A 24951-nucleotide genomic window follows, 5' to 3' on the forward strand; every position below is an offset into this window, starting at 1 on the left:
GCCCCCCGACCAAACGGGGCCGTCGATCACCCCACCGCGCGCCGCAGCGGTGCGTGCTGCCGACGCCGGTGATCGTGGTGCCCGGGGTCGGAGTCCAGGTGATCGTCGAACGTATCGAGGACGTCGAACGCCGGGTCCTCGTCGTCGATCTCCAGCACGACCGCACCGGGACGCCGCAGGCGGGGCGGCACGACGGACAGCTCGTCGTCCTCGCGGGACTCCACACCGAGCCGGGCGCGACGCATCCTCTCGATGCGGCGCCGGCGCAGGCTCTCCTCGAGCTTGACCTGGCGGCGCAGGTAGGTCAGGTAGGCGGCGAGCAGCAGGACGGAGCCTCCGGCGAACCACCAAACGGCGGGCACGGTGAGCAGCGCGGCGATCACGGTGACGACGGACAACGCCACGAGGATGAGCGCGGTGCGCTGGCGCGCGTGGGCCCGCTGCTCGGCGGCCTCGCGGTCCGCCATCGGGTCGTAGGCCCCGCGCCCGCGACGCCGCTCGGCGAAGCTCAGATCGGCGTCGGTGAGCTCGACCTCGGGCTCGGCCGGGCGTCGGCGCCCACGATGGGTGAGCACGGCCTCCTCGTCGATGCCCGCGGCGTCCTCGGCGTGATCGGTCCGAGCCGCGGTCCGCTCCCCCGCCGTGCCCTCGACGAGCTCGCCGTCGACGACCACCGGTCGCCGGGTCTCGTCGTCCGCCTCCGCGCCCGACACGTCCGAGTCCGCGGCCGCCGCGCCCACGCCATTCGAACCCACGCCGTTCGAGCGGAGGTCGCCGACCCGGGCGCCCACGGCCGAGGCGGACCGCTCGTCCACCCCTGCGACCGCCCTGGCCGGGTCGTGCTCGTCGACAACGGGGACAGCCGGGATCTCGGAGGTGACCTCCTCGGCGGCCGGGTCCCCTGCCACCGCGGCGCGCCGCTCCTCCATCGCCCGGCGGACGGCCTCGCCCCGGCGGCCGGCGGCCTCACGGCGCAGGGTCTGCTCGAGCAGGTGCTCCCACGTCTCGGTGTCGAGCAACTCGGCGTCCGTCGCGCCCGCCCCGGAGGGTAGACCGAAGAGGGAGTCCTCGTCCTCGGCCTGGACCGGGTCGGCGGCGGCACGGCCACGACTCGGTACCAGACGGCCGGAACCGCCGGAGTAGAGCGTGCGCGTCTGGGCCAGTGCGTCACCGGTGCGGCGGATGGGATTCCGCGACCGGATGAGCATCGGCGCGAGGACGAACAGCCAGACCACCACCAGCAGGATGATCAGCAGCGAGCTCGACATCGATCAGGCCTCCTCGAGCGTCTACCCCGACACGGGACGTCGTGGTGAGGTCCCAACCGTATCGGGGCCCGAGCCCCGTCCAGTGACGGCGCGCCGCAGGTCACGATGCTCAGGACATACTCAGACGCGCGGTCACACGCGTCGCGCCAGACCCGCCTCCACGAGAGCCGCGACGGCGCCCCGCCCGTGCTCCTCGCGGGTCCTCGCCACGAGGAGGTGATCGCGCCACGCACCGTCGACGTGGAGGTAGCGTCGGAGCAGTCCCTCCTCGCGGAAACCGCACCGGTCCAGCACCACGCGGCTGGCGGTGTTCTCCGGCCGGACGGTGGCATCGACCCGGTGTAGCGCTCCCGGGCCCAATGCGTGGTCGACCCCCAGCGCCAGGGCGGCGGTGGCCACCCCGCCACCGAGGAAGGGTCGCCCCACCCAGTAGCCGATCCAGCCGGAGTGCAGCGCGCCGCGGACGATCCCGCCCACGGTGAGCTGCCCGCAGAAGCGGCCGTCCAACTCGATGGCGGCGGGCAGGCTCGCGCCGGCGCGGGCGTAACGCTTGAGCTGGGCGTGGATGGGGGGCCAGGCGCGCGCGGAGTTGTTCTCGTGCCAGCGCCCCTCGACGGTGGGCTCCCACGGTTCGAGGTGGTCCCGCTCGAACAACCGCAGCGCCGCCCAGTCCCGGGCGTCGCGACGGCGGACCGGGCGGAGGGTCACGACCCCTGCGCGCACCCGCACCGGCCCGGCCTCGATCGGCCACCCGGGGCGGGTCACCGTGTCGGCGGCGAACGCGCTCCACGGTCCGCTCACGTCGCCGGCCCGGTCACCCGCGCTGGGCGAGGAACATCACGTCGACCTCGTCACCCGTACGCACCGCGGTGACGCCGGGGTCTATCACGACGAGGCAGTTCGCCTCCGCCAGCGAGGCCAGCAGGTGGGTGGACGACCCCTGGGCGCCGCCGAGGGCGCGGACGAGGTATTCGCCGGTGTCGGTGTCGCGCATCAGTTGTCCGCGCAGGTAGCCGCGCCGACCCTCGACCGACGAGATCGGCGCGACGGTCCGTGCGCGGACGGTGCGGCGCATGGGCTGGCGCTTGCCGAGGGCGATCCGGATGAGTGGGCGGACCATGATCTCGAAGACCACCAGGGCGCTCACCGGGTTGGACGGCAGGAGGAAGGTGGGGACCTCGTCGCGTCCGAGCCGCCCGAACCCCTGGACCGACCCGGGATGCATCGCCACCCGGTTGACCTCGATCTGGCCGAGCTCGGCCATGACCTGGCGGATGCGGGTGGTCGCCTCACCGCCGGCGGCGCCGGAGACCACGACGAGCTCGCTGCGCACGAGTTGACCCTCGAGGACCTCGCGCAGGCGGGACGGTTCGGTACTGGCGATGCCCACGCGGTGGACGTCGGCGCCGGCGTCCCGGCCGGCCGCGGTGAGGGCGTAGGAGTTGACGTCGTAGACCTGTCCGGTGCCGGGCCGGCCGTCGACGTCGACGAGTTCGTCGCCGACGGAGATGACCGCCATCCGCGGCTTGGGGTGCACCAATACCTTCGCGCGCCCGACCGAGGCGAGCAGGCCGACCTGCGCCGGTCCGATGATGCTGCCCGCGCGCACCGCCACGTCCCCGGGCTGCACGTCGTCGCCGACCCGTCGGACGTAGTCCCCGGTGCGGACGGCGCGGGAGGGGGTGATGTGACGCCCGTCGGCGGTGGCCCATCCGATCGGCAGGACCGCGTCCGCGAGCGTGGGCAGCGGCGCGCCGGTGTCCACCCGGACGGTCTGGCCGGGCTGGAGGCGGGTCGGCTGGCGGGATCCGGCGGTGATCTGACCGACCACGGGCAGTGTCGCCGGTCCGGCCGGACCGTCCCCGCCCTGGGCGGTGGACCCGCCGGCGCGCACGTCGACGCTGCGCACCGCGTACCCGTCGATGGCGGCCTGGTCGAACGCCGGCAGCGGCCGTTCCGCCACGACCTCCTCGGCGCACAACAAGCCTTGCGCCTCGGAGATCGCCACACGGACCGGGCGCGGGGCGACCGCGGCCGCCGTCACCAGCGCCAGCTGTTCCTCGACGGAGCGCACCCAGTGTCCCCTTCCCGTACCAGTCACCGCCCGCCGAGCGGGCCCGCCTCACCTACGGTGCTCGTCAGGAACCCAGTCGGTCCGAGAGCCACTCGCGGAGATCGTCCGCGTACGCCGGGTTGTCCAGCGCGAAGTCCACGCAGGCCTTGATGTAGCCGCCCGGGTTGCCCAGGTCGTGCCGCGTACCGTCGTGGACCACCACGTGCACGGGGTGTCCCTCGCCGATGAGCAGGTCGATCGCGTCGGTGAGCTGGAGCTCGCCTCCGGCACCCGGCTCGATCCGGCGCAGCGCGTCGAAGATGGCCCGGTCGAGCACGTACCGCCCGGCCGCGGCGAGGTTGGACGGAGCGTCCTCGGCGGCGGGCTTCTCGACCATGCCGAGCACCTTCTTCACCGACGGGTCATCGGTGTCCTCGACCCGGAACACGCCGTAGGACGACACGTCCTCCGGATCCACCTCGAACGCGCACAGCACGCTGCCGCCGCGCGCCGCGCGGACCGCCGACATCCGGCCGAGGATCCCGAACGGCAGGACGAGGTCGTCCGGCAGCAGCACGGCCACCGCCTGCTCCTCGTCGCCGAGCACCGACTCCACCTGTGCGACCGCGTGACCGAGCCCCAGCGGCTCGTCCTGGCGCACGTCCACGACCTCGATGAGCCCGGGGGCGCGCTGGACCTTGTGCAGCAGGACGTCCTTGCCGCGGTCGGACAGCGTGTCCTCGAGGACCTGGTCCTCGGAGAAGTGCGCCATCACGCCGACCTTGCGCTCGGAGGTGACGATCGCGAGCCGCCCGGCGCCGGCCTCGGTCGCCTCCTCGGCGATGAGCTCGATGCCCGGGGTGTCCACGACCGGAAGCAGTTCCTTGGGCACCGTCTTGGTGGCGGGCAGGAACCTGGTCCCCAGGCCGGCCGCCGGCACGACGGCGGTCCGGAACTGCGGGTCGACAGAGGTACTGGACGTCATGGCGACCACCTTAGACCTCGCACCCGCCCGCTCGGGGTGGCGCCACGCGCGGCAGACTGGGGTCATGCAGTCCGACCGGCCCGATCGCACCGACGAGACCGTCGCGCTCCCGGTCGCCAAGACGCGGTTGCGCCGCGAGGTCCTCGATCGTCGGGCCGCGGTACCGGCGCCGGTGCGCGCCGAGCGCGACCGGAGGATCCTCGGGCGCCTGGGGGGCGTCGTCACCGCCGGGATGGTGGTCTGCGCGTACGTCCCCGACGACGACGAGGCCGGCGGACGGGGTCTGGCCGAGGAAATCACCCGGTGCGGTGCGCGGGTGTTCCTGCCTGTCTCGCCGGTGGTCGGCCCGTTGGAATGGGCGGCGTACGCGGGGCCGGCGGACCTGGTGCCGGGACGTTTCGGTATCCCCGTCCCGTCGGCACCGCCCGCCGGGCCGGAGTTCATCTCGGGTGCCGATCTCGTCCTCGTCCCCGCCGTCGCCGTGGACCGGTCCGGGAACCGGCTCGGCCGGGGCGGTGGCTACTACGACCGGTCCCTCGCGTTGACCGGCCCGCACACGAGGATGCTCGCGCTGCTGGACGCCGAGAACGTCGTCGACCACGTCCCCGCAGAGCCTCACGACCGGCCGGTCGACGGCGTCATCACCCCGGAGGCGGTTCTCGACTTCGGAACTTGGCACTCGCCAGAGTAGAGTGCCAAATCGTTGTCCGATACTCCTCGGGAGGCCAGATGCCCACCTACTCCTACCGGTGCCGCGACTGCGAGGTCGCCTTCGACATCCAGCAGTCCTTCGACGAGGACTCGCTGACGGTCTGCCCCCGGTGCGACGGCACCCTGCGCAAGCTCTTCAACACGGTCGGCGTCGTCTTCAAGGGCTCCGGCTTCTACCGCACCGACAGCCGGGCCTCCGGCGACAGCGGCTCGGCCGGCAAGGGATCGGGCGGCAGTTCGTCCGGCAGCAGCTCCTCGGGCTCCGGCTCGTCGGACAGCGGCTCCTCGACGTCCGGCTCCTCGGGATCCGGCTCTTCGGGATCCGGCTCGGCCTCCGGCTCCGGCGCATCCACCGGTTCGGGCTCCTCCTCGGGGTCGTCGACCTCGTCGTCGTCGTAACCGGCACCGTCGTCACCGGCACCGTCGTCACCGTCACCGCCGTCGTCACCGGCCGCGTCACCGCCGCCCCCGGCCGGGGTACCGCCCGCCGGCTTTCCCCGCGCGGTTATCCACACCCCCGGCCGTCTCCACAAGCGCCGCACCTCCGCGCGCCCGGGGCGGCATGGCCGACCCACCGCGCCGCTACGGTCTGATCGACACGGCACCGGCCCGCCCGGCGCCCACCGATCCGGCGCTCGAGTCGAGCGCACCGACCGACGGGGGACCCCATGCGCCGCACCATCGCCTCGGTGACCACACCCGGGCGGTGGCGGCGGCGCCGCGCGGTTCGGATCGGGCTCGCGGCCGCGCTCGTCGTGGCCGCCCCGTTCGTGGACCGATCCGGCGCCCCGGACCCGGCGGACCCCACCGCCCCGGCCGCCGCCGCGGGACCCGGCGACGATCCCGCGCGCGGACCGGTCCGGGTGGTGCCCGTCCCGCTCGCCGACCCGACCGTGGCCGATCTGCTCCGGCCCGGCGACCTGGTCGATCTCGTCGGCACCACCGAACTCGCCCCGGGGCAGACACCCGCGCTCGTCGCCCACGCCGCCCGGGTACGGGACGCCCCCGTGGGACGGTCGGGCGCGCGATCCCTCCTCGTCGAGGTCCCCGCGGCCGACGCCGCCCGCCTCGCCGCGACGGCCGCCGGGACCCCGCTGGCCGTCGTGGTCCACGGTTGAGATGCCCTGAAACGGCACGGCCGGCTGGTATCGTCACCGGATCCGGTAAGAAGACCCGTCCAGGAAAGGGGCGCCACGAATGCTCAAGGGCTTCAAGGAATTCATCATGCAGGGCAACGTGATCGATCTGGCGGTCGCCGTCGTGATCGGCACCGCGTTCGCCTCCATCGTCGACGCGTTCACCAGCGCGATCATCAACCCGCTGATCGCGCTGCTCGGTGGGGACCGCGAGATCGGGTTCGCCGTCCAGCTCCTGGACGGCAATCCCGAGACGGTCATGGACTTCGGGATGCTCATCACCGCGATCATCAACTTCCTGCTGATCGCGGCCATCATCTACTTCGTCCTGGTCGGGCCGATGAACAAGATGAAGGAGGCCGCCGCCAAGCGCAAGGGCATCGAGGCCCCCGCCTCGGACAACGACCTCCTCGTGGAGATCCGCGACCTGCTCGCCGGCCGCCCGCTCACGCACCCGTCCGAGCCGGACAGCCCGTCGAGCAACGCCTGATCAACCCCGGTCCACGTCCCACGTCCCGTCGGCGCCGTCATGGCCGACGGGGCGTCGGCGTCTGCCGGCAGTGGCGCTGCATCGCCGTGGAGTCAGCCGTGATGCGGCGGACGCTGATCGCGCCACCAGTCGTCGTCGATCCGACTGTCCGCGGTGCGCGCCTCATCAGAGGTCGTCTCGGGCAGGATCTCCCCGAACACCTCGTCGAGGCGCGCCCGGTCCACCGGCCGCGGATCCGTCACAGTTCGTCGAAGGCGGACAACTGCGCCACCACGTACGAGACCAGCGGACACAGGGTCGCCATCCCGTCGCGGATGGCCGCGCGGCTCGGCGCGAGGTTGGCGACCACCGTGCTGCCGGACACCCCCACCAGGCCGCGCGAGACGATCGAGTCGACCGCGCCGGCCGTGAGACCCGACGACCGGATGGCCTCGGCGATGCCGGGCAGGCGCTGGTCGAGGATCTCCTCGGTGACCTCGGGCGTGATGTCCCGGGGACCGACCCCGGTGCCCCCCACCGTCACGACGAAGTCGAATCCACCGACCACCGCCGTCTCGAGGGCCTTGCGGACCTCCACCTCGTCGGCCGCCACGCCCACGACACCACCGACGAGGAACCCCTCCTCCTCGAGGAGCTCCGTGACCAGCGGACCGATGGAGTCCTCCCGCTCGTTCAGGCGGTCGGTCACCACCACGACCATGGCGCGGCCGGCGATCTGCGGCTCGACCGGCTCGACGGCCGCGGGGTCGAAGTCCATACCGGTGGGGAGCTTGCGGCCCCCGGGCAGAGCCCGCGGGTCAAATCTGGTGCTCATCTGGCCTCTCCCAGCATCACGTCTACGGTGTTCGGCGAATCGCCCTCACGAGAAGCATAGGTGACGGTCACAGTGTCCCCCGGCGCCTGGGACCGGATGGCCGCGACGAGCGCGTCGCCGCCCTCGATGAGCCGATCCCCCACCCCGGTGATGACCGCGCCCTGCTCGATCCCCGCGCGCTCGGCGGGCCCACCCGGCTCGACGGCACGCACCAGCGCGCCGTCGCCCTCCGGCGAGTCGCTGACCGAGACCCCGAGCACCGCGCGGGTCGCGTACTGCTGCTTGATCAGCTGGTCAGCGATCCGCCTGGCCTGGTCCACCGGGATGGCGAAGCCCAGGCCGATCGATCCCGAATTGCCCGATCCCAACGACGCGATGGCCGAGTTGATACCGACCAGTTCGCCGTTCATGTTGACCAGCGCGCCGCCCGAGTTGCCCGGGTTCACGGCGGCGTCGGTCTGGATGGCGTCGATCACCGTGCTCTGGTCCGACTGGGCGCCGCCGGCCCGCACCGGGCGGTTCAGCGCGGAGACGATGCCGGTCGTGACGGTGCCCGACAACCCCAGTGGCGACCCCACCGCGGCCACGGCCTGTCCCTCGGTCAACGTCGCCGAGGTGCCCAGGGCGATGGGGGTGAGCGGGCGGGAGGTCTCCGCCTTGATGACCGCGATGTCGGTGGCCGGGTCCGTGCCGACGACGCTCGCGGGAGCCTTGGAGCCGTCGTCGAAACGCACCTGGATCTGGCCCCCGGCCTGAGCCGCGCCGATGACGTGGCTGTTGGTGATGATGAGGCCGTCGGCGGTCAACACCACCCCGGACCCCTCGCCGCGGCCCGTCTGGGAACGCACGTCGATCGACACGACGCTCGGCAGCACCTTGTCCGCCACCGCCTCGACGGTGCCGTCGGGCGCCGTCCCCTCCGGTTGGGTCGCGCTGATGGGCGAGGACAACCCCACCGCGGACCCACCGGCGACCGTCGCACCGATCCACCCACCGAGCCCACCGGAGACGAGCATGGCGGCCACGATGCCGGCCGCGAGCAGGCCCCGGCCCGACTTCCGTTGCCCCAGCTCCGTTCCGGGATCGACACCCGGCCCGACACCGGGGTGGGGCGGCGGGCCCGAGGGGGGCATGGCGTCGGAGGGGGGTATGGCGTCCGTGGGTCGCCACGGTCCGGCCTGCCCCTGCCCCTGTGCGGGGTGCTGTGCGGGGTGCTGAGCGGGGAAGGCCGTGGTGGGCCGATCGGTTCCACCCCACCCCTGGGCCATGCCGTAGGGATTCTCGGCGGCGTAGGGGTTCTGGCCGGAGGGTCCGTGTGCGGGTCCTTCGAGACCTGCACCCGATCTGCCGGCCCACTCGTCCGGGGACCCGGGTTCGCCCCTGCCCCGGCCGTTCTCGTTCTCGTTCTCCATGAGTCCCATGGTTCCCGATGGCGCTGTGTGCCCGCTGAGACGGTGCGCGCCACCCCGGGACTCACCCGGGCGGCTGCTCGCTCCCGGGGATGGTCACCCGCACCAGTGCGCCGCCGCCCTCGGCGTCGCTGATCTCGACGGTTCCGCCGTGTCGGGTCGTGACCTGTCGGACGATGGCCAGCCCCAGACCCGACCCCGGCATCGCGCGCGCCTCGTGCGAGCGGTGGAAGCGTTCGAAGACCAGCTCGCGGTCCTGTTCGGGGATGCCGGGCCCCTGGTCGGCGACAGTCAGTTCCATCACCGCGTCGGAGATGGGCCGCATCCGCACCGTCACCGTCCCGCCGGTGGGACTCCACTTGGCCGCGTTGTCGCACACGTTCAGTACCGCACGCTCGATCCCGGCCGAGTCGCCGAAGGAGTACCAGGGCATCAACTCGACGTCGAAGTCCACGTCGTGCCGGCGACGCCGGACCCGCTCGAGGGCCCGTTCGACCGCGTCGGAGACGGCCACCGGCTCCAGCTCGACCTCCCCGGAGTCCTCGCGGGCGAGCTCGACCAGATCCCCGACGAGCTGACTGAGTTCCGAGATCTGGCCCACGACGTCTGCCTCGAGTTCGTTCCGGTCGGCGTCGGGGATCGTCCGCGCGCCGGGGCGACTGGCCGCGATGAGCAACTCGACGTTCGTCCGCAGACTCGTCAGTGGCGTCTTGAGTTCGTGCCCGGCGTCCGCGACGAGCCGCGCCTGTCTCTCCCGGCTCTCCCCCAGCGCGACGAGCATCTGGTTGAAACTGCTCGTCAGGCGGGCGATCTCGTCGTCACCGGCCACGGGGATCGGCCGCAGATCATCGGTGCGGGCGATGCGTTCCACGGCTCTGGTCAGCCGGGCCACCGGCGCCAACCCGGTGCGGCCGACGGCCGTCCCGGCCACCGCGGCCAGGGCGATGCCCGCTGCCCCGACGAGCGTGAGCACGATCGCCAGACGGTTCAACGCAGCACGGGTGGGGCTGAGGTCCTGGGCCAGGATGAGGGTCGAGCCGTCTCGGACCCCGACCGCGTAGATCTGCTTGCCCCCGGAGGTACGCAGGCTCGACTCGGCCTCGCCGCGCACGACCGCGATCTCCGGGCCACCGATCTGGAAGGGCTCCCCGGTCGCGGTGCGCACCCCGGAGGGAGCGACGATCTGCGCGTCCAGGTTCGGGTTGAACGCCCGCAGGGCGATCAGCGTGCTGCGCGACTGCAGGGCGAACTCGGAGGCGAGTTGGCTGTTGACCAGCTGGTCGGCCTGCTGCTGCAGGCGGTTGTTGACATCGCTGTACATCGACCCCGACACGACGAAGTACGCCGCGACGGCCATGAGGGCCACCGCGACACCCACCGAGCTCGCCGCCAGCAGCGTCACCCGCTGGTGCAGGGAGATCGGTGCGGACCCCGTCCGCATCGTGCGGGCGGGCACTACGGCGTCTCGCGCAGCACGTAACCCACACCGCGCACGGTGTGGATCAACCGGCTCTCACCCTCCCCTTCCGTCTTACGCCGTAGGTAGCCGATGTAGACCTCGAGAGCGTTACCCGAGGTCGGGAAGTCGTAGCCCCACACCTCCTCGAGGATGTGGCTCCGGGTGAGGACCCGGCGTGGGTGGTGCATGAGGAGCTCGAGCAGGGAGAACTCGGTGCGGGTCAGCTGGATCCGGCGCTCGCCGCGGGTGACCTCGCGGGTCGCGATATCCATCCGCAGGTCCTCGAACTCCAGCACCTCGTCGACCTCCTCGGCGTCCGTGCCGCGACGACGCAGCAGAGCCCGCAGGCGGGCGAGGAGTTCCTCCAACGCGAAGGGTTTGGGCAGGTAGTCGTCGGCCCCCGCGTCCAGACCAGCGACCCGCTCGGAGACGGCGTCCCTCGCGGTGAGCATGAGCACCGGCAGGTCGTCCCCCCTGCTGCGCAGGATCCGGCACACCTCGAGCCCGTCCCGACGGGGCATCATCACGTCGAGGATGACCGCGTCGGGCCGGTTGGTGTCGACCCTCTCGATCGCCTCGATGCCATCGCCGGCGAGCTCCACGTCGTAGCCGTTGAAAGTCAGGGAGCGCCGGAGCGATTCGCGCACGGCCTGGTCGTCGTCGACAACGAGAATCTTCATGACGGGATTCTCGCCCACCCGACTGAAGCGCGGCTGAGGATCCGCCCCGGACGGCCGCCGCCACGCGCGCCACAGACGCCGACGAGCCCGACGGGTCCGTGTGGACCCGCCGGGCTCGTGACCGGGCGTGTGCGTGCGGCGCCCGCGGCGCCGCCGTGCTCAGCTGCGCCCCGGGGGCGGCAGCCGACGCGGCTCAGCGGTCGAGGTTGACCAGGCCGAGCTGAGCGGCCTTGACCAGACGACGCGGCAGCGCCACGGGGCGGCCGTCGATCTTGGTCTCCTGGAGGGCGACGTTGTCGGCCTTCCACTGGGACCGGCGGGAGTGGGTGTTGGCACGCGAGAGGCGGCGCTTCGGAACTGCCATGATTATCGTCCTCGGGGTCTAGGAGGGTGGTCGGGGCGCGGACGCCCCGCTGCTCACTTGCGGCGGGTGCGGTTGCCGTAGCGACGCTGGAACTTCTCGACGCGGCCGGCGGTGTCCATGACGCGCTGCGCGCCGGTCCAGAACGGGTGCGACTCGCTGGTCACGTCCACGACGATGAGCGGGTACGTCTGACCGTCCTCCCACTCGACCGTGCGGCTGCTGGTCGCGGTGGAACGGGTGAGGAACTTGGTGCCCGTGCCCGAGTCCTGGAAGACCACCGGGTGGTAGTCGGGGTGAATGTCGTTCTTCATACTGGATCCCTCTAGCTCGGTAGAAGTCTGTGGGTCTGGCGCTCGCTCCTGCAAGAGCGCGCAACTGCCAGTGGCCGAACCGGGGATCCCGGTGTCAGCACACGCATCGGTAGATCGTACCCGTAGGATGGCCGGGCACCCAATTCGTGCGGCGCGGACCTCCGGCCGCCGGAGCCGGTCCGGCCGCCTTTATGCCCACTGACGTGCCGATTACCGTTTCACGCGGTCGGGCCGTAAACTAGACCATCGCTGTTGTCTGCACGTTTGCTATCGCCTCTCACGGTGCTCGCGACGTGGCGGTAAGCCCCTCGTACGGCCCAGGCCGACCGAGGGTGTCCCCTCCGCCGCGCGCCACCGCAGGACGGGGCGGAAGGAGAACCACGCCATGTCGGCGCATTGCCAGGTAACGGGACGGAAGCCGGGTTTCGGCAAGTCCGTCTCGCACTCACACCGCAGGACCAACCGTCGCTGGAACCCGAACATCCAGCGCCGTAGCTACTTCGTGCCCTCCGAGGGTCGTCGCGTCACGCTGACGGTCTCGACCAAGGGCATCAAGACCATCGACCGCGATGGCATCGAGGCCGTCGTGGCCCGCATCCGCGCCCGTGGGGAGAAGATCTGAGATGGCCCGTAACGACATCCGCCCCATCATCAAGCTGAAGTCCACGGCCGGTACCGGGTTCACGTACGTGACCCGCAAGAACCGTCGCAACAATCCGGACCGCATCGTCCTCAAGAAGTTCGACCCGGTCGTCCGTAAGCACGTCGAATTCCGAGAGGAGCGCTGACTCGTGGCCAAGAAGTCCAAGATCGCGCGCAACGAGCAGCGCAAGGCCAAGGTCGCCCGGTTCGCCGAGCGTCGCGCCGAGCTCAAGGCAATCATCAAGAACCCCGAGAGCACGGACGAGGCACGTATGGATGCCCAGACCGCTCTCAACAAGATGCCGCGTGACGCCTCGCCCGTGCGGGTGCGTAACCGCGACGTCGCCGACGGTCGCCCCCGCGGCTACCTCCGCAAGTTCGGCCTCTCCCGCGTCCGCATGCGCGAGATGGCCCACCGTGGCGAGCTGCCCGGTGTCACGAAGTCGAGTTGGTGAGTAGGTAACCATGGCTAAAGCCCGTAGCACCCCGTCCAAGAAGATCCGCGCCCAGGAGGGCCGTCGACCCAAGAAGAACCCGTTGAAGGTGGCGGGTATCGAGACGGTCGACTACAAGGACGTCAACACCCTCCGTACGTTCATCTCCGATCGCGGCAAGATCCGTTCGCGTCGGGTCACCGGCCTCACGCCGCAGCAGCAGCGTCAGGTCGCCGTCGCGGTCAAGAACGCCCGCGAGATGGCCCTGCTGCCGTTCACCAGCCGCTGAGTCACCACTCGGCGCGGGTGAACCGGACCGCCCGTCCCGCCTGCGGCCTCTAGCCGCCGACTCAGGCAACAGCAACCCGATCGGGGTCGTGCCTCCTCACGCAGGAGTGCGCGACCCCGATCGGCGTTACCGCGTCTACCTCTCCCCCTCCCCTCCCCGACACCAGGAGTCCACCCGTGGCCGGCGTTCTCAACGGCTTCGCCGTCATCGTCGCGCTGGTCGCACTGGGCTGGATACTCGCCCGCACCCTGGTCCTCGGCACGGACGCGCACCTGGTGCTCAACCGGCTCGTCTTCTACGTCGCCACCCCGGCACTGCTGTTCGACTCCCTCGCCCGCACCACCCTCGACCAGGTCTTCACCGGCGTGTTCGTGGTGTCCGCGGTGTCGGCGATCATCGTCGCGGTCCTGTACGTGGCGATCGCCCGGCTGTGGCTCAAGCGCCCGGCGGCGGACCTCGTGGTGGGTGCCCTGTCCGCCGGCTACGTCAACTCCGCCAACCTCGGCATCCCCATCGCGCTGTACGTCCTCGGGGACCTCGGGTTCGTCATGCCGCTGCTGCTCTTCCAGGTGGTGGTCCTCCAACCGGTCGCCATCGCCGTGCTGGAGCGGGCCGCGCGGGCCGAGGGGTCGGACGGCGGCGGGGACGGGGGCGCTCTCGGCGCGTTGTTGCAGTCGGTCCGCACCCCGATCGTCCTCGCTGCGCTCGCGGGCGTCGTCGTCGCGGCCCTGCCCTGGACACCGCCCGAGAATCTCCTCGAGCCCGTGCACCTGGTCGGCCAGATCTCCGTCCCCGGCGCCCTGCTGGTGTTCGGCATGTCGCTCTACGGAGTCAAGGTGCTCGAGGCCGGCGCCTCGCCCCGCCGGGAGATCTTCCTCGCGAGCGCACTCAAGCTCGTCGCCCACCCCGTGCTCGCGTACGCCATCGGCGCCGGGCTGATGGGCATGCAGGGTCACGAGCTTCTCACGGTGGTGGTCGCCGCCGCGTTGCCCACCGCGCAGAACGTCCTCGTGGTCGCGACCCGGTACGGACACGGGACACTGCTGGCCCGGGACTCCGCCGTCCTCACGACCCTCGGCGCGCTGCCGGTCCTCTTGCTGGTCTCGGCGCTACTGGCCTGACCCGGCGGCGATCACGCCGGTGAACACGATCGCGTTGTTGACGCCGTGGAGCACGATGCCGGGCACGATTGACCGGTACCACTCGGCCATCGCGCACAGTGAGATCCCCACCACCAGCAGGTACGGCAACGCCGGGGGCAGCAGGTGCACGGCGGCGAACACCGCTCCCGCGAGCGTGATTCCCGCGACGGCCCGCAGCCGCGCCCGCAGGGCCGGTAGCACGATGCCGCGGAACACGACCTCTTCCGCCACCGGGATGAGCACGGCGACGGTCAGCAGCCCGAGGGCGGCGAACACCGGCCCGCCGGCCGCCAGGTCCGCGATCGCCGCATCGGCCTCATCCCCCGTCGACTCGGCGCCCGCCCCCAGGGGGATGAGCACGATCATCGAGGCGGTGACGCCGGCCGCCATCACCGCGGGGATCTGCCACGCCAGGTGCCAGGGTGAGCGGTCCGGTGGCCGGAGGCCGACGTCCGCCCACCCGAGACCGCGCCGGCGCAGGAGGTGGATCCGCACCGCGAGCAGCGCGGCCACGGCGGTGCCGGCGAGGACGACCAGGGCGAGGAGCGCGGTGTCGGGGCGGCCGGCCCCGAGGGTCCGTGCCGTGACCAGGCCGAGGAGGACGACGACGACGAGGGAGGCCCCGTACGCGAGGACCCACGCCAACGCCGACAGCGCCGCCCGGCCCCGGACCGGTGTGGTCCAAAGGCCGGGCGGCGCCGGCGGCGGCGGGGTCACCTGAGGTGCTCGGCCACCCGGAACGGCGCGTCGGTGGCCGCCTCGATCTGCTCGAGGGTCACCCCGTCGACGATCTCGATGAGGGTCAGCCCGTCGGCGTCCCGGTCGAACACGCCCAGCTCGGTGATGATCCGGTCGACGCAGCCCAGGCCGGTCAGCGGCAGGGAGATCTCGGAGACGATCTTGGAGGAACCGTCCTTGGCGACCTGGTCCATGACCACGACGATCCGGCGGGCGCCCACCACGAGGTCCATGGCCCCGCCCATGCCCTTGACCATCGCGCCGGGGACCATCCAGTTGGCGATGTCACCGGCCGGGTTAACCTCCATCGCGCCGAGGATCGCCACGTCGATCTTGCCCGAGCGGATCATGCCGAAGCTCATCGCCGAGTCGAAGATCGCCGACCCCGGCAGGGTCGTGACGGTCTCCTTGCCGGCGTTGATGAGGTCCGGGTCGACGTCGTCGGGGTGCGGGTACGGCCCGATGCCCAGCAGCCCGTTCTCGGACTGCAGAGTCACGTTGACGCCCTCGGGGACGTAGTTCGGCACCAGGGTCGGCAGGCCGATCCCGAGGTTGACGTACTGGCCGTCCTCCAGTTCCAGGGCCGCGCGGGCGGCCATGGCCTTGCGGTCGCGTCCGATCCTGCTCATCAGCGCTGTCCTTCCGAGGGCGGGTTGGTGGTGATCTTCTCGATCCACTTGGTTTGGGCGACCTGCTCCGGGGTCAGTTCCACCAGGCGGTGGACGAAGATGCCCGGGAGGTGGATGTCGTCGGGGGCGAGCTCTCCGACCTCGACGATCTTCTCGGCCTCGACGATGCACACCCGACCGGCCATCGCCGCGAGCGGTGAGAAGTTGCGGGCCGTGAGGTTGAACCGGAGATTGCCGTTGCGGTCGGCCACGGCGGCGCGCACCAGCGAGTAGTCGGCCTCGATGGCCTGCTCGAGCACGTAGGTCTCGCCGCGGATCTCGCGGGTCTCCTTGGGCGGGGAGGCCACCGCGATCCCGCCGGCCGAGTCGTACTTCCACGGCATGCCGCCGTCGGCGACGAACGTGCCGACGCCGGTGCGGGTGAAGAACGCCCCGATGCCGGACCCGCCCGCACGCATCCGCTCGGCGAGCGTGCCCTGCGGGGTGAGCTCCACCTCGAGCTCACCGGACAGGTACTGGCGGGCGAACTCCTTGTTCTCCCCGACGTAGGAGGAGACGATGCGCCGGAGCTTGCCGCTCTCCAGCAGGATGCCGAGGCCCTTGCCGTCGACGCCGGCGTTGTTGGAGAACACCTCGAAGTCCCCGACGTCGCGGGCGGCGAGGGCCTCGATGACGATCTGCGGGATCCCGCTCAGGCCGAACCCGCCGGCGGCGATGGACGCCCCGTCGGGGATGTCCGCGACGGCCTCCGCCGCGGTCATGATCTTGCTGGACATACACGCACTCCTTGGGTGTGGGGGCGGTCAGGCGATGCCGAGGATCTCGATCGCGCTCTTGCGCATGTCGACCTTGCGGACCTTGCCGGTGACGGTCATGGGGAACTCGTCGACCACGTGGACGTACTTCGGGATCTTGTGGCGGGCGAGCTTGCCGGTGGCGAACTCGCGGACCTCCTCGGCCGTGAGATCGTCGCGTCCCGGCTTGAGCCGGACCCAGGCCATGAGCTCCTCGCCGTACTTGGGGTCGGGCACGCCGATCACCTGGGCGTCGAGGATGTCCGGGTGGGTGTAGAGGAACTCCTCGACCTCCCGCGGGTAGATGTTCTCGCCACCGCGGATGACCATGTCCTTGATGCGGCCGGTGATGCGGACGTAACCGGCGTCGTCCATCTCCCCGATGTCGCCGGTGTGCATCCAGCCCTCGGGGTCGATCGCCTCGGCGGTCTTGTCCGGCTGGTCCCAGTAGCCCAGCATGACGCTGTAGCCCTTCGTGCAGAACTCGCCGGCCTCGCCGCGCGGCAGGGTGGCACCGGTCGACGGGTCGACGATCTTAATCTCGAGGTGCGGCCCGACCCGGCCGACCGTGGACACGCGCCGGTCCAGCGAATCGTCCCGACGGGTCTGGGTGGACACCGGCGAGGTCTCCGTCATGCCGTAGCAGATGGAGACCTCCTCCATGTTCATCCTGTCGATCACCTGACGCATGGTGGATTCGGGGCACGGCGAGCCGGCCATGATCCCGGTGCGCAGCGTGGACAGGTCGTAGGAGTCGAAATCCTCCAGCGCGAGCTCGGCGATGAACATCGTGGGCACGCCGTAGAGACTCGTGCACTTCTCCTGCTCCACCGCGCGCAGCGAGGCCGCGGGGTCGAACGCGGGCGCCGGGATGACCATTGCCGATCCGTGGCTGGTGCACGCGAGGTTGCCCATCACCATGCCGAAGCAGTGGTAGAAGGGCACCGGGATGCACACCCGGTCGACCTCCGTGTAGTTGACGAGCTCGCCGACGAAGTACCCGTTGTTGAGGATGTTCGAGTGCGAGAGCGTGGCGCCCTTGGGGAAGCCCGTGGTGCCGGAGGTGTACTGGATGTTGATCGGGTCGCCCGGCTGCAGTGCGGCGCGGATCGACGCCAGTTCCTCGGCGTGGGTGGGGCCCGAGACCAGCGACTCCCACTCCTCGTCGCCGAAGAGCACGACCAGTTCGAGGTCGGGGCAGTTCGGCTGGACCTGCGCGAGCATCCCGGTGTAGTCGGAATCCTTGAACTGGGGGGCGGCGACGACGGCCTTGATCCCCGCCTGCTTGAGCACGTACTCCAGCTCGTGGACCCGGTAGGACGGGTTGATGTTGACCAGCACCGCGCCGATCTCGGCGGTGGCGTACTGGACCATCACCCACTCCCACCGGTTGGGCGACCAGATCCCCACCCGGTCGCCCGCACGGATGCCGAGGCGGTGCAGTCCGGAGGCGAGGCGGCGGACGTCGGCGAGGAACTCGGCGTAGGTCCACCGCCGGTCGGCCTGCACGTCGACGAGCGCGTCGCGGTCGCCGAACCTCTCGACGGTCGCCGCGAGGTTCTCGGGGATCGTCTGGGTGAGCAGGGGGACGTCGGTCTCCCCGCGCGTGTGGGACCCGGCGGGGTCGAGGGGTGTGGAATCGAGATCGGTGGTGGTCATCTCGGTACTCCTTGGGGGTGGGGCCGGACGGCCCGCGACAGGGGGGCGCGACACGGGGATTGCGGTATCAGGTGGCGGCGGCCGCGGCGCGACGCATCGTCGCCTCGGCCTGACGGAAGACGGGACCGTCGACCATGCGACCGTCCAGCCGGAACACGCCCTGGTTGTGTTCCGCGGCGGCGAGGACCTTCCGGGCCCAGGCCACCTCGTCGTCGTCGGGGGCGTAGGCCTCGCGGACCACCGCCACCTGGGACGGGTGGATACACGCGGTGGCCACGAACCCCAGCGCGACGGCGTCGAGCGCCTCGGCGCGCTGACCGGAGGAGTCGACGATGTCCAGGTGCACGGAGTCGACCGCCCACCGACCGAACGCGGCCGCGGCGAGCGCGACCCGCGCACGGGCGTGACGGGGCACGTCGCGGTACTCCCCCGCCTCGCGGGGGCCACCGGCCTCGGCGGAGGAGAACCGGCTGGTCGATCCGCCCATCGCGGCCAGGAGGTCCTCGGCGCCCCACATCATCCCGGCGCACCCGGGCGCGGCGGCGATCTCCTCCGCGCGGACGACCCCGAGCGGGGTCTCGACCAACGCCAGCACCGCGGCGCCGGTCGACGAGTGCAGATCCGTGACCTGCGCGGCGGACTCGGTCTTGGCCAGCATCACGCAGCGGTACTCCGTGTCGGCCAGGGCCTCGAGGTCGGCCACGTGGTCATCGGTGCCGGTCGGGTTGACCCGCACGATCGTCCTGTCCGGATCGAGTGTCGAGGCCCGCAGCGCGTCACGGGCCGCGGGGCGGTCCGCCGGTGCGACGGCGTCCTCGAGGTCGACGATCACGACGTCCGCGCGGTCGGCGGCCTTGCCGTAGCGCTCCGGCCGGTCGGCCGGGCAGAACAGCAGTGCCGGGCCGGGCGGGATCCAGGCGGGTGCGGGGGTCATGCCGTGGCCTCCCCGCCCGGGCCCGACTCCGTCGGCCGCTTGCGGACGAGCGTCTTGCGGACCGCCTTGGCCACGATGTCGCCGTGCTGGTTGCGGCCGATGTGCTCGAGGGTCACGATGCCCTCGCCCGGCCGCGACTTCGACTCGCGCTTGTCGGTGCACACGGTCTCCGCGTACAGCGTGTCACCGTGCAGGACCGGCTTGGGGAAGCTGACCTCGGAGAAGCCGAGGTTCGCCACGATCGTGCCCTGGGTGAGCTGGGCGACCGACAGTCCCACGAGCGTCGACAGCGTGTGCATCGAGTTCATGAGTCGCTCGCCGCCGAAGCCCGGCTGCTCGGCCGACCACGCCGCGTCCAGGTGCAGGGCCTGCGTGTTCATCGTCAGCGTGGTGAACAGGACGTTGTCCGTCTCGGTCATCGTGCGCCCGGGGCGGTGGAGGTAGGCGGTCCCCACCTCGTACTCCTCGAACCACAGGCCACGCTGGACGACCTCTCTGCGCTGCTCGGACATCGTCACAGCCTGATCACTCATAATCCGAGACCACGTGCGATGAGCATGAGCTGCACCTCGGTGGTGCCCTCGCCGATCTCGAGGATCTTGGAGTCGCGGTAGTGCCGCGCAACCGGGTACTCGTTCATGAAGCCGTAGCCACCGTGGATCTGGGTGGCGTCGCGGGCGTTGTCCATGGCCGCCTCGGAGGCGATCATCTTGGCGATGGCGGCCTCCTTCTTGAACTCCTTGCCGGCCAGCATGAGGCGCGCGGCCTCGTAGTAGGCGCAACGCGCCATGTGGGCGCGGGCCTCCATGCGGGCGATCTTGAACGCGATGGCCTGGAACTCGCCGATCTTTCGGCCCATGGACTCGCGCTCACGGGCGTACTTCACGGACTCGTCGACGCACCCCTGCGCGGCACCGGTGGCCACGGCGGCGATCGCGATGCGTCCCTCGTCGAGGATCGACAGGAAGTTCGCGTAGCCGCGCCCCTCCTCGCCGAGGAGGTTCTCCGCCGGCACGCGGGCGTCGGCGAAGGTCAGCGGGTGGGTGTCGGAGGAATTCCATCCGACCTTGTCGTACGCCGGCTCCGCCGTGAACCCGGGGGTGTCGGCGGGGACGATGATCGTCGAGATGGCCTTCTTGCCGTTCTCACGGACACCGGTCACCGCGGTCACGGTGACCAGCGAGGTGATGTCGGTGCCGGAGTTGGTGATGAACTGCTTGTTGCCGTTGACCACCCACTCGTCGCCGTCACGCTTCGCGGTGGTCTTGGTGGCGCCGGCGTCCGAGCCCGCACCGGGCTCGGTCAGGCCGAAGCCGGCGAGCGTGCGGCCGGCGGCCAGGTCCGGGAGCCACTTGGCGCGCTGCTCGTCGTTGCCGAAGTGGTAGATGGGCATGGCGCCCAGGCCCACGCCGGCCTCGAGGGTCATGGCGGTCGACTGGTCGACGCGGCCGAGCTCCTCCAGGGCGAGCGACAGCGCGAAGTAGTCGCCGCCCATCCCGCCGAACTCCTCGGGGAACGGCAGACCGAACAGGCCCATGTCGCCCATCTGGGCGACGACCTCGTAGGGGAAGGTGTGGTTGCGATCGTGCTCGGCCGAGGCCGGGGCGACCACCTTGTCGGCGAAGTCCGCGACCGTCGACTTGAGGTCGGCGTAGTGCTCTTCCAACTCAGGCATTGCCTTCTCCTTCGGATTCCTCGGTGGAGGGGTGGGGCTCGACGGTCGCGAGCAGGTGGTCGGCGGGCACCTGCTCGCCGGTGGTGACGTGCACGCGGACCACACCGTCGATCGGCGCGGGCAGTGCGTGTTCCATCTTCATGGCCTCGACGGCCAGGATGTTCTGTCCGGCGGTGACCTCGTCGCCGTCGGCGACGAAGCACGCGATCACCGAACCGGGCATGGGGCTGACGATCTGGCCGTCCGACATCCCGGCGTCGTGGATCCGGGAGTCGATGAGCGGGAGCATCCGCAGGTCCCAGGTCCCGCCGTCGCCGGCCACCCAGAAGGTGTCGGCGGCCTTGGGGTCCGCCGAGCGCACGACGGTCCAGCGCTGCTGGGTGCCGTCGACGGTCAGCCGGAGGGAGGCGCCGTCCCGGGCGACCCGCGCACGATGTCGGGAGGAGACCTCGGGCGCCTCGGTGGATCCGATCGTGGCGTCGGTGATGGTCACCTCGGCGTCGTCGGGGGTCCCCCGCAGTCCCACGGTGACCGCGTCGGACCCGGCGCCGGCGTCCAGGCGGGTCCACACCTCGGCGCGCCCGCCGATCCGCCACCCGTTGGGAACGTCCCACGGGCCCCGGCGTTGCGCGGGCACCCGGGCCCAGCGCTCCTCGGTGCGGTGCATGGCCACGGCGATCAGTCCGCCCTCGGGGGCGGGCGTCGCGGTGTAGTCGTCGACGGACCGGTCGAGCAGGCCCGTGTCCAGCTCGCCGGAGACGACCTCCGGCCGCGAGAGCAGGAACCGGCAGAAGTCGACGTTCGTGCGCAGACCCAGCACGTGGGTGCCGGCGAGCGCGGCGTCGAGCCGGGCCAGTGCCTCGGCGCGGTCGGCGCCGTGCGCGATGACCTTGCCGAGCATCGGGTCGTAGTCGCTGCCGACGACCGTGCCCACACGGAGGCCGGAGTCCACGCGGATGCCGTCGCCGGAGGGCTCCTTTAGCCCGACCACGGTGCCGCCGGTGGGCAGGAAGCCCTTGGCCGGGTCCTCGGCGTAGACGCGGGCCTCGATCGCGTGGCCGGTGAGGGTGATGTCCTCCTGGCGCAGGGTGAGCTCCTGGCCCGCGGCGATGCGGACCTGCCAGTCGACCAGGTCGACGCCGGTGACCATCTCGGTGACCGGGTGCTCGACCTGCAGGCGGGTGTTCATCTCCATGAAGAAGAACTCGTCCGGGGCGTGCGCGGAGACGATGAACTCCACCGTTCCGGCGCCCACATAGCCCACCGAGCGGGCCGCGTCGCAGGCCGCCTGACCGATGCGCTGGCGGGTGACCTCGTCGAGCAGTGCGCTGGGCGCCTCCTCGATGACCTTCTGGTGACGGCGCTGCAGTGAGCACTCCCGCTCACCCAGGTGGATGACGTTGCCGTGGGTGTCGGCCAGGACCTGTACCTCGATGTGCCGCGGGGTGTCGACGAACCGCTCGAGGAACAGGGTGTCGTCGCCGAAGGCGCCTGCCGACTCCCGTCGCGAGGACTCCAGTGCCGCCGGCAGATCGGCGGGATCGGTGACGCGGCGCATGCCCTTACCGCCACCACCGGCGGAGGGCTTGACGAGGACCGGGTAGCCGACCTCGGCGGCACCGGCGATCAGTTCGTCGTCGGTCAGTCCCGGACGCGAGATCCCGGGCACGGTGGGGACGTCACGTGCGGACACCGCCGCCTTGGCGGTGATCTTGTCGCCCATGGTCTCGATCGCCGAGGCCGGCGGTCCGACGAAGATCAGGCCGGCCTCGTCGAGTGCCCGCGCGAACCGCGGGTTCTCGGACAGGAAACCGTAACCCGGGTGCACGGCCTGCGCGCCGGTCTGGCGGCAAGCATCGATCACCTTGTCGATGTCGAGGTACGACTGCGAGGCCTGGGCCGGGCCGAGACGGACGGCGGCGTCGGCCATGCGCACGTGCAGCGCGTCGGCGTCCGCGTCCGAGTAGACGGCGACCGAGCGGATACCCGCTGCCCGCAGCGAACGGATCACGCGGCACGCGATCTCCCCGCGGTTGGCCACCAGGACGGTGTGGAGTTTCTGTGACAGTTGTTCTGACATGGAGCTGCTCACATCCTGAAGACGCCGTTGTTGACCGGCTCGAGGGGGGCGTTGGCCGCGGCCGCCAGGGCCAGACCGAGGACAGTGCGGGTGTCTGCGGGATCGATGATCCCGTCGTCCCACAGGCGGGCCGTGGAGTAGTACGCGGTGGACTGCTCCTCGAACTGCTCACGGATCGGCGCGGTGAACTCGGCCTGCTGCTCGTCGGTCCACTCCCCGCCCGACTTGGTGACCTGCGCGGCACGGACCGAGGCGAGGGTGTCGGCCGCCTGGGGCCCGCCCATCACGGCGATCTTGGCATTGGGCCACATCCACAGGAACCGCGGGGAGTACGCACGGCCACACATGGAGTAGTTGCCGGCGCCGAACGAGCCGCCCACGACGACGGTGAACTTGGGGACCCGGGCGCACGCGACGGCGGTGACCATCTTGGCGCCGTTCTTGGCGATGCCGCCCGCCTCGTACTGCCGGCCCACCATGAAGCCGGTGATGTTCTGCAGGAAGACCAGCGGGATCTTGCGGCGGTCGCACAGTTCGATGAAGTGCGCGCCCTTGAGCGCGGACTCGGAGAAGATGACGCCGTTGTTGCCGATGATGCCCACCGGGTGCCCGTGGATATGGGCGAACGCGGTCACCATCGAGGAGCCGTAGTTCTCCTTGAACTCGGTGTACTCGCCGCCGTCGACGATCGTGCCGATGATGTCACGCACGTCGTAGGGCTGGCGCGAGTCGACCGGGACGAGGTCGTACAGGTCGGCCTGCGGGCGGACGGGCTCGCGGGGCTCGAGCACCTCCCAATCCGGCTCGGGCGCCGGCGGGCAGGTCGCCACGATCCGGCGGACCTTCATCAGCGCGTCATAGTCGTCGTCGGCCAGGTGGTCCACCACACCGGAGGTCTTGGCGTGCAGGTCGCCGCCACCGAGCTCCTCGGCCGTGACCTCCTCGCCCGTCGCGGCCTTCACCAGCGGCGGGCCGGCGAGGAAGATCGTGCCCTGGTTCCGGACGATCACGGCCTCGTCGCTCATCGCGGGGACGTACGCGCCACCGGCGGTGCACGAGCCCATGACCGCGGCGATCTGCGGGATGCCCTTGGCGGACATGTTCGCCTGGTTGTAGAAGATCCGGCCGAAGTGGTCGCGGTCCGGGAAGACCTCGTCCTGCTGCAGCAGCATCGCGCCGCCGGAGTCCACGAGGTAGATGCACGGCAGGTGGTTGGCCAGCGCCACCTCCTGACCGCGCAGGTGCTTCTTCACCGTCATCGGGTAGTAGGTGCCGCCGGAGACGGTCGCGTCGTTGGCGATGATCAGGCACTCGCGGCCCGACACCCGGCCGATCCCGGCGACGACGCCGGCGGCGGGGGCCTTGCCCCCGTACATCTCCTCCGCGGCGAGCGGCGAGAGTTCGAGGAATGGGCTGCCCGGGTCGAGCAGCACGTCCACGCGCTGGCGGGCGAGCAGCTTGCCGCGCTCGAGGTGGCGCGCACGGGCCTTCTCACCGCCGCCCAGCGCGGCCCGCTCGAGGCGCTCGCGGAGGTCGGCGAGAAGTTCCTCGTGGGCCTGGCGATTGGTGGTCGCGGAAGTCATCGGTGCCGCTCCCTTTCAGTTAAGTCGGATTAACTGAAATCGACGATAGTGCTGCGCCTCACAAATGTCCAGAGCGGATCCGGGATCACCCACCCGGACCCGGACCCGGACCCGCGCTCCCACGCTCAGCGGACCCGACGAGGCGCACGGGCCGGCGACCCGACGGGGGATTGCAAGTCCCGGGCGTCGCGCAGCCGATCTGGCCGAGAAACCCGCGCGGGGACGCCGCCATTCCCGCCATCCGTGCAGGTAGGCAGCTTAGGCTGGCCTGAATTGGCACAGGCTCAACTTGCTTGCAAGCCGGGGGGATCCGGTGTTGACTCTGGGGCACACCACCACGCGACAGCCCTACGAGGAGCGATCACCATGGCCACTCTCACCGGAATCAGCGCCTGCACCGTCACCGCGTGCTCGTTCAACAGCGAGGAGAGCTGCAACGCGGGCGCCATCACCGTCGCCGGAACCCCGGATCACGCCGAGTGCGGCACCTTCATCTCGCTGGACGTCCGCGGCGGACTGCCCACCGCCAGCGCACATGTGGGCGCCTGCCAACGGGTGGAGTGCACCCACAACAAGGACCTGCTCTGCTCGGCGGACTCCGTCGAGATCGGCTCCGGCGCCGATACCGCCGACTGCCTCACCTACAGCCCGGCCTGATCGGCCCGGTCCGCG

At 71.1% G+C, this 24951-nt stretch carries 30 protein-coding genes; 10 read left to right on the forward strand and 20 right to left on the reverse strand.

The window, feature by feature from the left end:
• Positions 1 to 26 precede the first annotated feature (26 nt).
• The 4 genes from sepX to AB5G72_RS12070 form a co-directional block, all read right to left on the reverse strand.
• The gene (gene sepX, locus AB5G72_RS12055; protein ID WP_132061604.1) at positions 27 to 1268 is read right to left on the reverse strand and encodes a divisome protein SepX/GlpR; all 1242 of its coding nucleotides are present in this window, start codon (positions 1266 to 1268) and stop codon (positions 27 to 29) included.
• A 132-nt stretch (positions 1269 to 1400) separates the two neighbouring features.
• Entirely contained in the window at positions 1401 to 2069 is a 669-nt protein-coding gene (locus AB5G72_RS12060) for a GNAT family N-acetyltransferase (protein ID WP_154828326.1), read from the reverse strand.
• A 13-nt stretch (positions 2070 to 2082) separates the two neighbouring features.
• Positions 2083 to 3342 carry a molybdotransferase-like divisome protein Glp gene (gene glp / locus AB5G72_RS12065; protein WP_067713280.1) on the reverse strand — a complete coding sequence of 420 codons (1260 nt, stop codon included), beginning with the start codon at positions 3340 to 3342 and terminating at the stop codon, positions 2083 to 2085.
• Between the two features lie 64 nt (positions 3343 to 3406).
• Positions 3407 to 4306, reverse strand: a complete 900-nt coding sequence (locus AB5G72_RS12070; protein ID WP_256820590.1) for a UTP--glucose-1-phosphate uridylyltransferase — start codon at positions 4304 to 4306, stop codon at positions 3407 to 3409.
• Positions 4307 to 4370: 64 nt separating this feature from the next.
• On the opposite strand from AB5G72_RS12070, the gene AB5G72_RS12075 reads away from it, so the two are divergent.
• The 4 genes from AB5G72_RS12075 (at position 4371) to mscL (ending at position 6643) form a co-directional block, all read left to right on the forward strand.
• Positions 4371 to 4997, forward strand: a complete 627-nt coding sequence (locus tag AB5G72_RS12075) for a 5-formyltetrahydrofolate cyclo-ligase (RefSeq protein ID WP_440219964.1) — start codon at positions 4371 to 4373, stop codon at positions 4995 to 4997.
• Between the two features lie 38 nt (positions 4998 to 5035).
• Positions 5036 to 5416 (forward strand): FmdB family zinc ribbon protein, encoded by a 381-nt coding sequence (locus tag AB5G72_RS12080; RefSeq protein ID WP_440219965.1) that lies wholly within the window; start codon positions 5036 to 5038, stop codon positions 5414 to 5416.
• Positions 5417 to 5685: 269 nt separating this feature from the next.
• Positions 5686 to 6135 carry a hypothetical protein gene (locus tag AB5G72_RS12085; RefSeq protein WP_440219966.1) on the forward strand — a complete coding sequence of 150 codons (450 nt, stop codon included), beginning with the start codon at positions 5686 to 5688 and terminating at the stop codon, positions 6133 to 6135.
• Positions 6136 to 6214: 79 nt separating this feature from the next.
• Positions 6215 to 6643 (forward strand): large conductance mechanosensitive channel protein MscL, encoded by a 429-nt coding sequence (mscL, locus tag AB5G72_RS12090; protein ID WP_067713269.1) that lies wholly within the window; start codon positions 6215 to 6217, stop codon positions 6641 to 6643.
• A 92-nt stretch (positions 6644 to 6735) separates the two neighbouring features.
• Here mscL and AB5G72_RS12095 read toward each other — a convergent pair whose 3' ends face one another.
• The 7 genes from AB5G72_RS12095 to AB5G72_RS12125 form a co-directional block, all read right to left on the reverse strand.
• Positions 6736 to 6885, reverse strand: a complete 150-nt coding sequence (locus AB5G72_RS12095; RefSeq protein WP_172812104.1) for a hypothetical protein — start codon at positions 6883 to 6885, stop codon at positions 6736 to 6738.
• Positions 6882 to 7400, reverse strand: coding sequence for a MogA/MoaB family molybdenum cofactor biosynthesis protein (locus AB5G72_RS12100; RefSeq protein WP_325768002.1), 519 nt, complete (start codon positions 7398 to 7400; stop codon positions 6882 to 6884). Before AB5G72_RS12100 ends, AB5G72_RS12095 begins: the two co-directional genes overlap by 4 nt.
• A gap of 53 nt (positions 7401 to 7453) precedes the next feature.
• The gene (locus tag AB5G72_RS12105; protein ID WP_440219967.1) at positions 7454 to 8869 is read right to left on the reverse strand and encodes a S1C family serine protease; all 1416 of its coding nucleotides are present in this window, start codon (positions 8867 to 8869) and stop codon (positions 7454 to 7456) included.
• 61 nt (positions 8870 to 8930) lie between these two features.
• Positions 8931 to 10322, reverse strand: a complete 1392-nt coding sequence (locus AB5G72_RS12110; protein ID WP_154828342.1) for a HAMP domain-containing sensor histidine kinase — start codon at positions 10320 to 10322, stop codon at positions 8931 to 8933.
• A complete protein-coding gene (locus tag AB5G72_RS12115) occupies positions 10322 to 11005 on the reverse strand; it encodes a response regulator transcription factor (protein WP_069388691.1) in 684 nt (227 codons plus the stop codon). Before AB5G72_RS12115 ends, AB5G72_RS12110 begins: the two co-directional genes overlap by 1 nt.
• Positions 11006 to 11198: 193 nt before the next feature.
• A complete protein-coding gene (rpmF, locus tag AB5G72_RS12120) occupies positions 11199 to 11369 on the reverse strand; it encodes a 50S ribosomal protein L32 (protein ID WP_067713249.1) in 171 nt (56 codons plus the stop codon).
• A gap of 53 nt (positions 11370 to 11422) precedes the next feature.
• Positions 11423 to 11680: a type B 50S ribosomal protein L31 gene (locus AB5G72_RS12125; RefSeq protein WP_067713246.1), complete on the reverse strand. Its 258-nt coding sequence runs from the start codon at positions 11678 to 11680 to the stop codon at positions 11423 to 11425.
• 385 nt (positions 11681 to 12065) lie between these two features.
• Here AB5G72_RS12125 and rpmB point away from each other — a divergent pair, with 385 nt between their 5' ends.
• The 5 genes from rpmB to AB5G72_RS12150 all read left to right on the forward strand — a co-directional run bounded on the left by rpmB (position 12066) and on the right by AB5G72_RS12150 (position 14166).
• A complete protein-coding gene (gene rpmB / locus AB5G72_RS12130) occupies positions 12066 to 12302 on the forward strand; it encodes a 50S ribosomal protein L28 (RefSeq protein ID WP_010542299.1) in 237 nt (78 codons plus the stop codon).
• A gap of 1 nt (position 12303) precedes the next feature.
• Positions 12304 to 12468 carry a 50S ribosomal protein L33 gene (rpmG, locus tag AB5G72_RS12135; protein ID WP_010542298.1) on the forward strand — a complete coding sequence of 55 codons (165 nt, stop codon included), beginning with the start codon at positions 12304 to 12306 and terminating at the stop codon, positions 12466 to 12468.
• 3 nt (positions 12469 to 12471) lie between these two features.
• Positions 12472 to 12777 carry a 30S ribosomal protein S14 gene (gene rpsN, locus AB5G72_RS12140; RefSeq protein ID WP_017836289.1) on the forward strand — a complete coding sequence of 102 codons (306 nt, stop codon included), beginning with the start codon at positions 12472 to 12474 and terminating at the stop codon, positions 12775 to 12777.
• A 10-nt stretch (positions 12778 to 12787) separates the two neighbouring features.
• Positions 12788 to 13045 carry a 30S ribosomal protein S18 gene (rpsR, locus tag AB5G72_RS12145; protein WP_007632792.1) on the forward strand — a complete coding sequence of 86 codons (258 nt, stop codon included), beginning with the start codon at positions 12788 to 12790 and terminating at the stop codon, positions 13043 to 13045.
• Between the two features lie 176 nt (positions 13046 to 13221).
• Positions 13222 to 14166 carry an AEC family transporter gene (locus tag AB5G72_RS12150; protein WP_154828345.1) on the forward strand — a complete coding sequence of 315 codons (945 nt, stop codon included), beginning with the start codon at positions 13222 to 13224 and terminating at the stop codon, positions 14164 to 14166.
• Here the strand turns inward: AB5G72_RS12150 and AB5G72_RS12155 are convergent.
• The 9 genes from AB5G72_RS12155 to AB5G72_RS12195 all read right to left on the reverse strand — a co-directional run bounded on the left by AB5G72_RS12155 (position 14155) and on the right by AB5G72_RS12195 (position 24279).
• Positions 14155 to 14904: a lysostaphin resistance A-like protein gene (locus AB5G72_RS12155; RefSeq protein ID WP_440219968.1), complete on the reverse strand. Its 750-nt coding sequence runs from the start codon at positions 14902 to 14904 to the stop codon at positions 14155 to 14157. The genes AB5G72_RS12150 and AB5G72_RS12155 overlap by 12 nt on opposite strands.
• Positions 14901 to 15554: a 3-oxoacid CoA-transferase subunit B gene (locus AB5G72_RS12160; RefSeq protein WP_067713237.1), complete on the reverse strand. Its 654-nt coding sequence runs from the start codon at positions 15552 to 15554 to the stop codon at positions 14901 to 14903. Before AB5G72_RS12160 ends, AB5G72_RS12155 begins: the two co-directional genes overlap by 4 nt.
• Positions 15554 to 16330: a CoA transferase subunit A gene (locus tag AB5G72_RS12165; protein ID WP_120283963.1), complete on the reverse strand. Its 777-nt coding sequence runs from the start codon at positions 16328 to 16330 to the stop codon at positions 15554 to 15556. The genes AB5G72_RS12160 and AB5G72_RS12165 overlap by 1 nt, the downstream gene beginning before the upstream one ends.
• A gap of 27 nt (positions 16331 to 16357) precedes the next feature.
• A complete protein-coding gene (locus AB5G72_RS12170) occupies positions 16358 to 18007 on the reverse strand; it encodes an AMP-binding protein (RefSeq protein WP_132061588.1) in 1650 nt (549 codons plus the stop codon).
• Positions 18008 to 18074: 67 nt separating this feature from the next.
• The gene (locus AB5G72_RS12175; protein WP_440219970.1) at positions 18075 to 18941 is read right to left on the reverse strand and encodes an HpcH/HpaI aldolase/citrate lyase family protein; all 867 of its coding nucleotides are present in this window, start codon (positions 18939 to 18941) and stop codon (positions 18075 to 18077) included.
• A complete protein-coding gene (locus tag AB5G72_RS12180) occupies positions 18938 to 19453 on the reverse strand; it encodes a MaoC family dehydratase (protein ID WP_154828353.1) in 516 nt (171 codons plus the stop codon). Before AB5G72_RS12180 ends, AB5G72_RS12175 begins: the two co-directional genes overlap by 4 nt.
• Before the next feature lie 17 nt (positions 19454 to 19470).
• Positions 19471 to 20616: an acyl-CoA dehydrogenase family protein gene (locus AB5G72_RS12185; protein ID WP_440219971.1), complete on the reverse strand. Its 1146-nt coding sequence runs from the start codon at positions 20614 to 20616 to the stop codon at positions 19471 to 19473.
• On the reverse strand, positions 20609 to 22696 hold the full coding sequence (locus tag AB5G72_RS12190; RefSeq protein WP_440219972.1) for an acetyl/propionyl/methylcrotonyl-CoA carboxylase subunit alpha: 2088 nt from the start codon (positions 22694 to 22696) through the stop codon (positions 20609 to 20611). Before AB5G72_RS12190 ends, AB5G72_RS12185 begins: the two co-directional genes overlap by 8 nt.
• An 8-nt stretch (positions 22697 to 22704) precedes the next feature.
• Entirely contained in the window at positions 22705 to 24279 is a 1575-nt protein-coding gene (locus AB5G72_RS12195; protein WP_440219973.1) for a carboxyl transferase domain-containing protein, read from the reverse strand.
• Positions 24280 to 24645: 366 nt separating this feature from the next.
• Between AB5G72_RS12195 and AB5G72_RS12200 the strand changes: the two genes are divergently transcribed.
• Positions 24646 to 24936 (forward strand): DUF1540 domain-containing protein, encoded by a 291-nt coding sequence (locus AB5G72_RS12200; protein WP_154828363.1) that lies wholly within the window; start codon positions 24646 to 24648, stop codon positions 24934 to 24936.
• Positions 24937 to 24951: the final 15 nt, after the last annotated feature.

It is taken from the genome of Dietzia sp. MNB45 (assembly GCF_051994785.1).
In the GTDB taxonomy this organism is placed as follows: Bacteria; Actinomycetota; Actinomycetes; order Mycobacteriales; family Mycobacteriaceae; genus Dietzia; species Dietzia kunjamensis.

Coding starts and splice junctions, on each gene's coding strand:
- AB5G72_RS12180 (WP_154828353.1), bottom strand. CDS start 19,453: ATGTCCGAGCAGCGCAGAGAGGTCGTCCAGCGTGGCCTGTGGTTCGAG.
- rpsR (WP_007632792.1), top strand. CDS start 12,788: ATGGCTAAAGCCCGTAGCACCCCGTCCAAGAAGATCCGCGCCCAGGAG.
- mscL (WP_067713269.1), top strand. CDS start 6,215: ATGCTCAAGGGCTTCAAGGAATTCATCATGCAGGGCAACGTGATCGAT.
- rpmB (WP_010542299.1), top strand. CDS start 12,066: ATGTCGGCGCATTGCCAGGTAACGGGACGGAAGCCGGGTTTCGGCAAG.
- AB5G72_RS12100 (WP_325768002.1), bottom strand. CDS start 7,400: ATGGACTTCGACCCCGCGGCCGTCGAGCCGGTCGAGCCGCAGATCGCC.
- AB5G72_RS12185 (WP_440219971.1), bottom strand. CDS start 20,616: ATGCCTGAGTTGGAAGAGCACTACGCCGACCTCAAGTCGACGGTCGCG.
- AB5G72_RS12170 (WP_132061588.1), bottom strand. CDS start 18,007: ATGACCACCACCGATCTCGATTCCACACCCCTCGACCCCGCCGGGTCC.
- rpmG (WP_010542298.1), top strand. CDS start 12,304: ATGGCCCGTAACGACATCCGCCCCATCATCAAGCTGAAGTCCACGGCC.
- AB5G72_RS12165 (WP_120283963.1), bottom strand. CDS start 16,330: ATGTCCAGCAAGATCATGACCGCGGCGGAGGCCGTCGCGGACATCCCC.
- AB5G72_RS12125 (WP_067713246.1), bottom strand. CDS start 11,680: ATGAAGAACGACATTCACCCCGACTACCACCCGGTGGTCTTCCAGGAC.
- rpmF (WP_067713249.1), bottom strand. CDS start 11,369: ATGGCAGTTCCGAAGCGCCGCCTCTCGCGTGCCAACACCCACTCCCGC.
- AB5G72_RS12200 (WP_154828363.1), top strand. CDS start 24,646: ATGGCCACTCTCACCGGAATCAGCGCCTGCACCGTCACCGCGTGCTCG.
- AB5G72_RS12105 (WP_440219967.1), bottom strand. CDS start 8,869: ATGGAGAACGAGAACGAGAACGGCCGGGGCAGGGGCGAACCCGGGTCC.
- AB5G72_RS12160 (WP_067713237.1), bottom strand. CDS start 15,554: ATGAGCAGGATCGGACGCGACCGCAAGGCCATGGCCGCCCGCGCGGCC.
- AB5G72_RS12190 (WP_440219972.1), bottom strand. CDS start 22,696: ATGTCAGAACAACTGTCACAGAAACTCCACACCGTCCTGGTGGCCAAC.
- AB5G72_RS12080 (WP_440219965.1), top strand. CDS start 5,036: ATGCCCACCTACTCCTACCGGTGCCGCGACTGCGAGGTCGCCTTCGAC.
- AB5G72_RS12070 (WP_256820590.1), bottom strand. CDS start 4,306: ATGACGTCCAGTACCTCTGTCGACCCGCAGTTCCGGACCGCCGTCGTG.
- AB5G72_RS12115 (WP_069388691.1), bottom strand. CDS start 11,005: ATGAAGATTCTCGTTGTCGACGACGACCAGGCCGTGCGCGAATCGCTC.
- AB5G72_RS12085 (WP_440219966.1), top strand. CDS start 5,686: ATGCGCCGCACCATCGCCTCGGTGACCACACCCGGGCGGTGGCGGCGG.
- AB5G72_RS12195 (WP_440219973.1), bottom strand. CDS start 24,279: ATGACTTCCGCGACCACCAATCGCCAGGCCCACGAGGAACTTCTCGCC.
- sepX (WP_132061604.1), bottom strand. CDS start 1,268: ATGTCGAGCTCGCTGCTGATCATCCTGCTGGTGGTGGTCTGGCTGTTC.
- AB5G72_RS12175 (WP_440219970.1), bottom strand. CDS start 18,941: ATGACCCCCGCACCCGCCTGGATCCCGCCCGGCCCGGCACTGCTGTTC.
- AB5G72_RS12075 (WP_440219964.1), top strand. CDS start 4,371: ATGCAGTCCGACCGGCCCGATCGCACCGACGAGACCGTCGCGCTCCCG.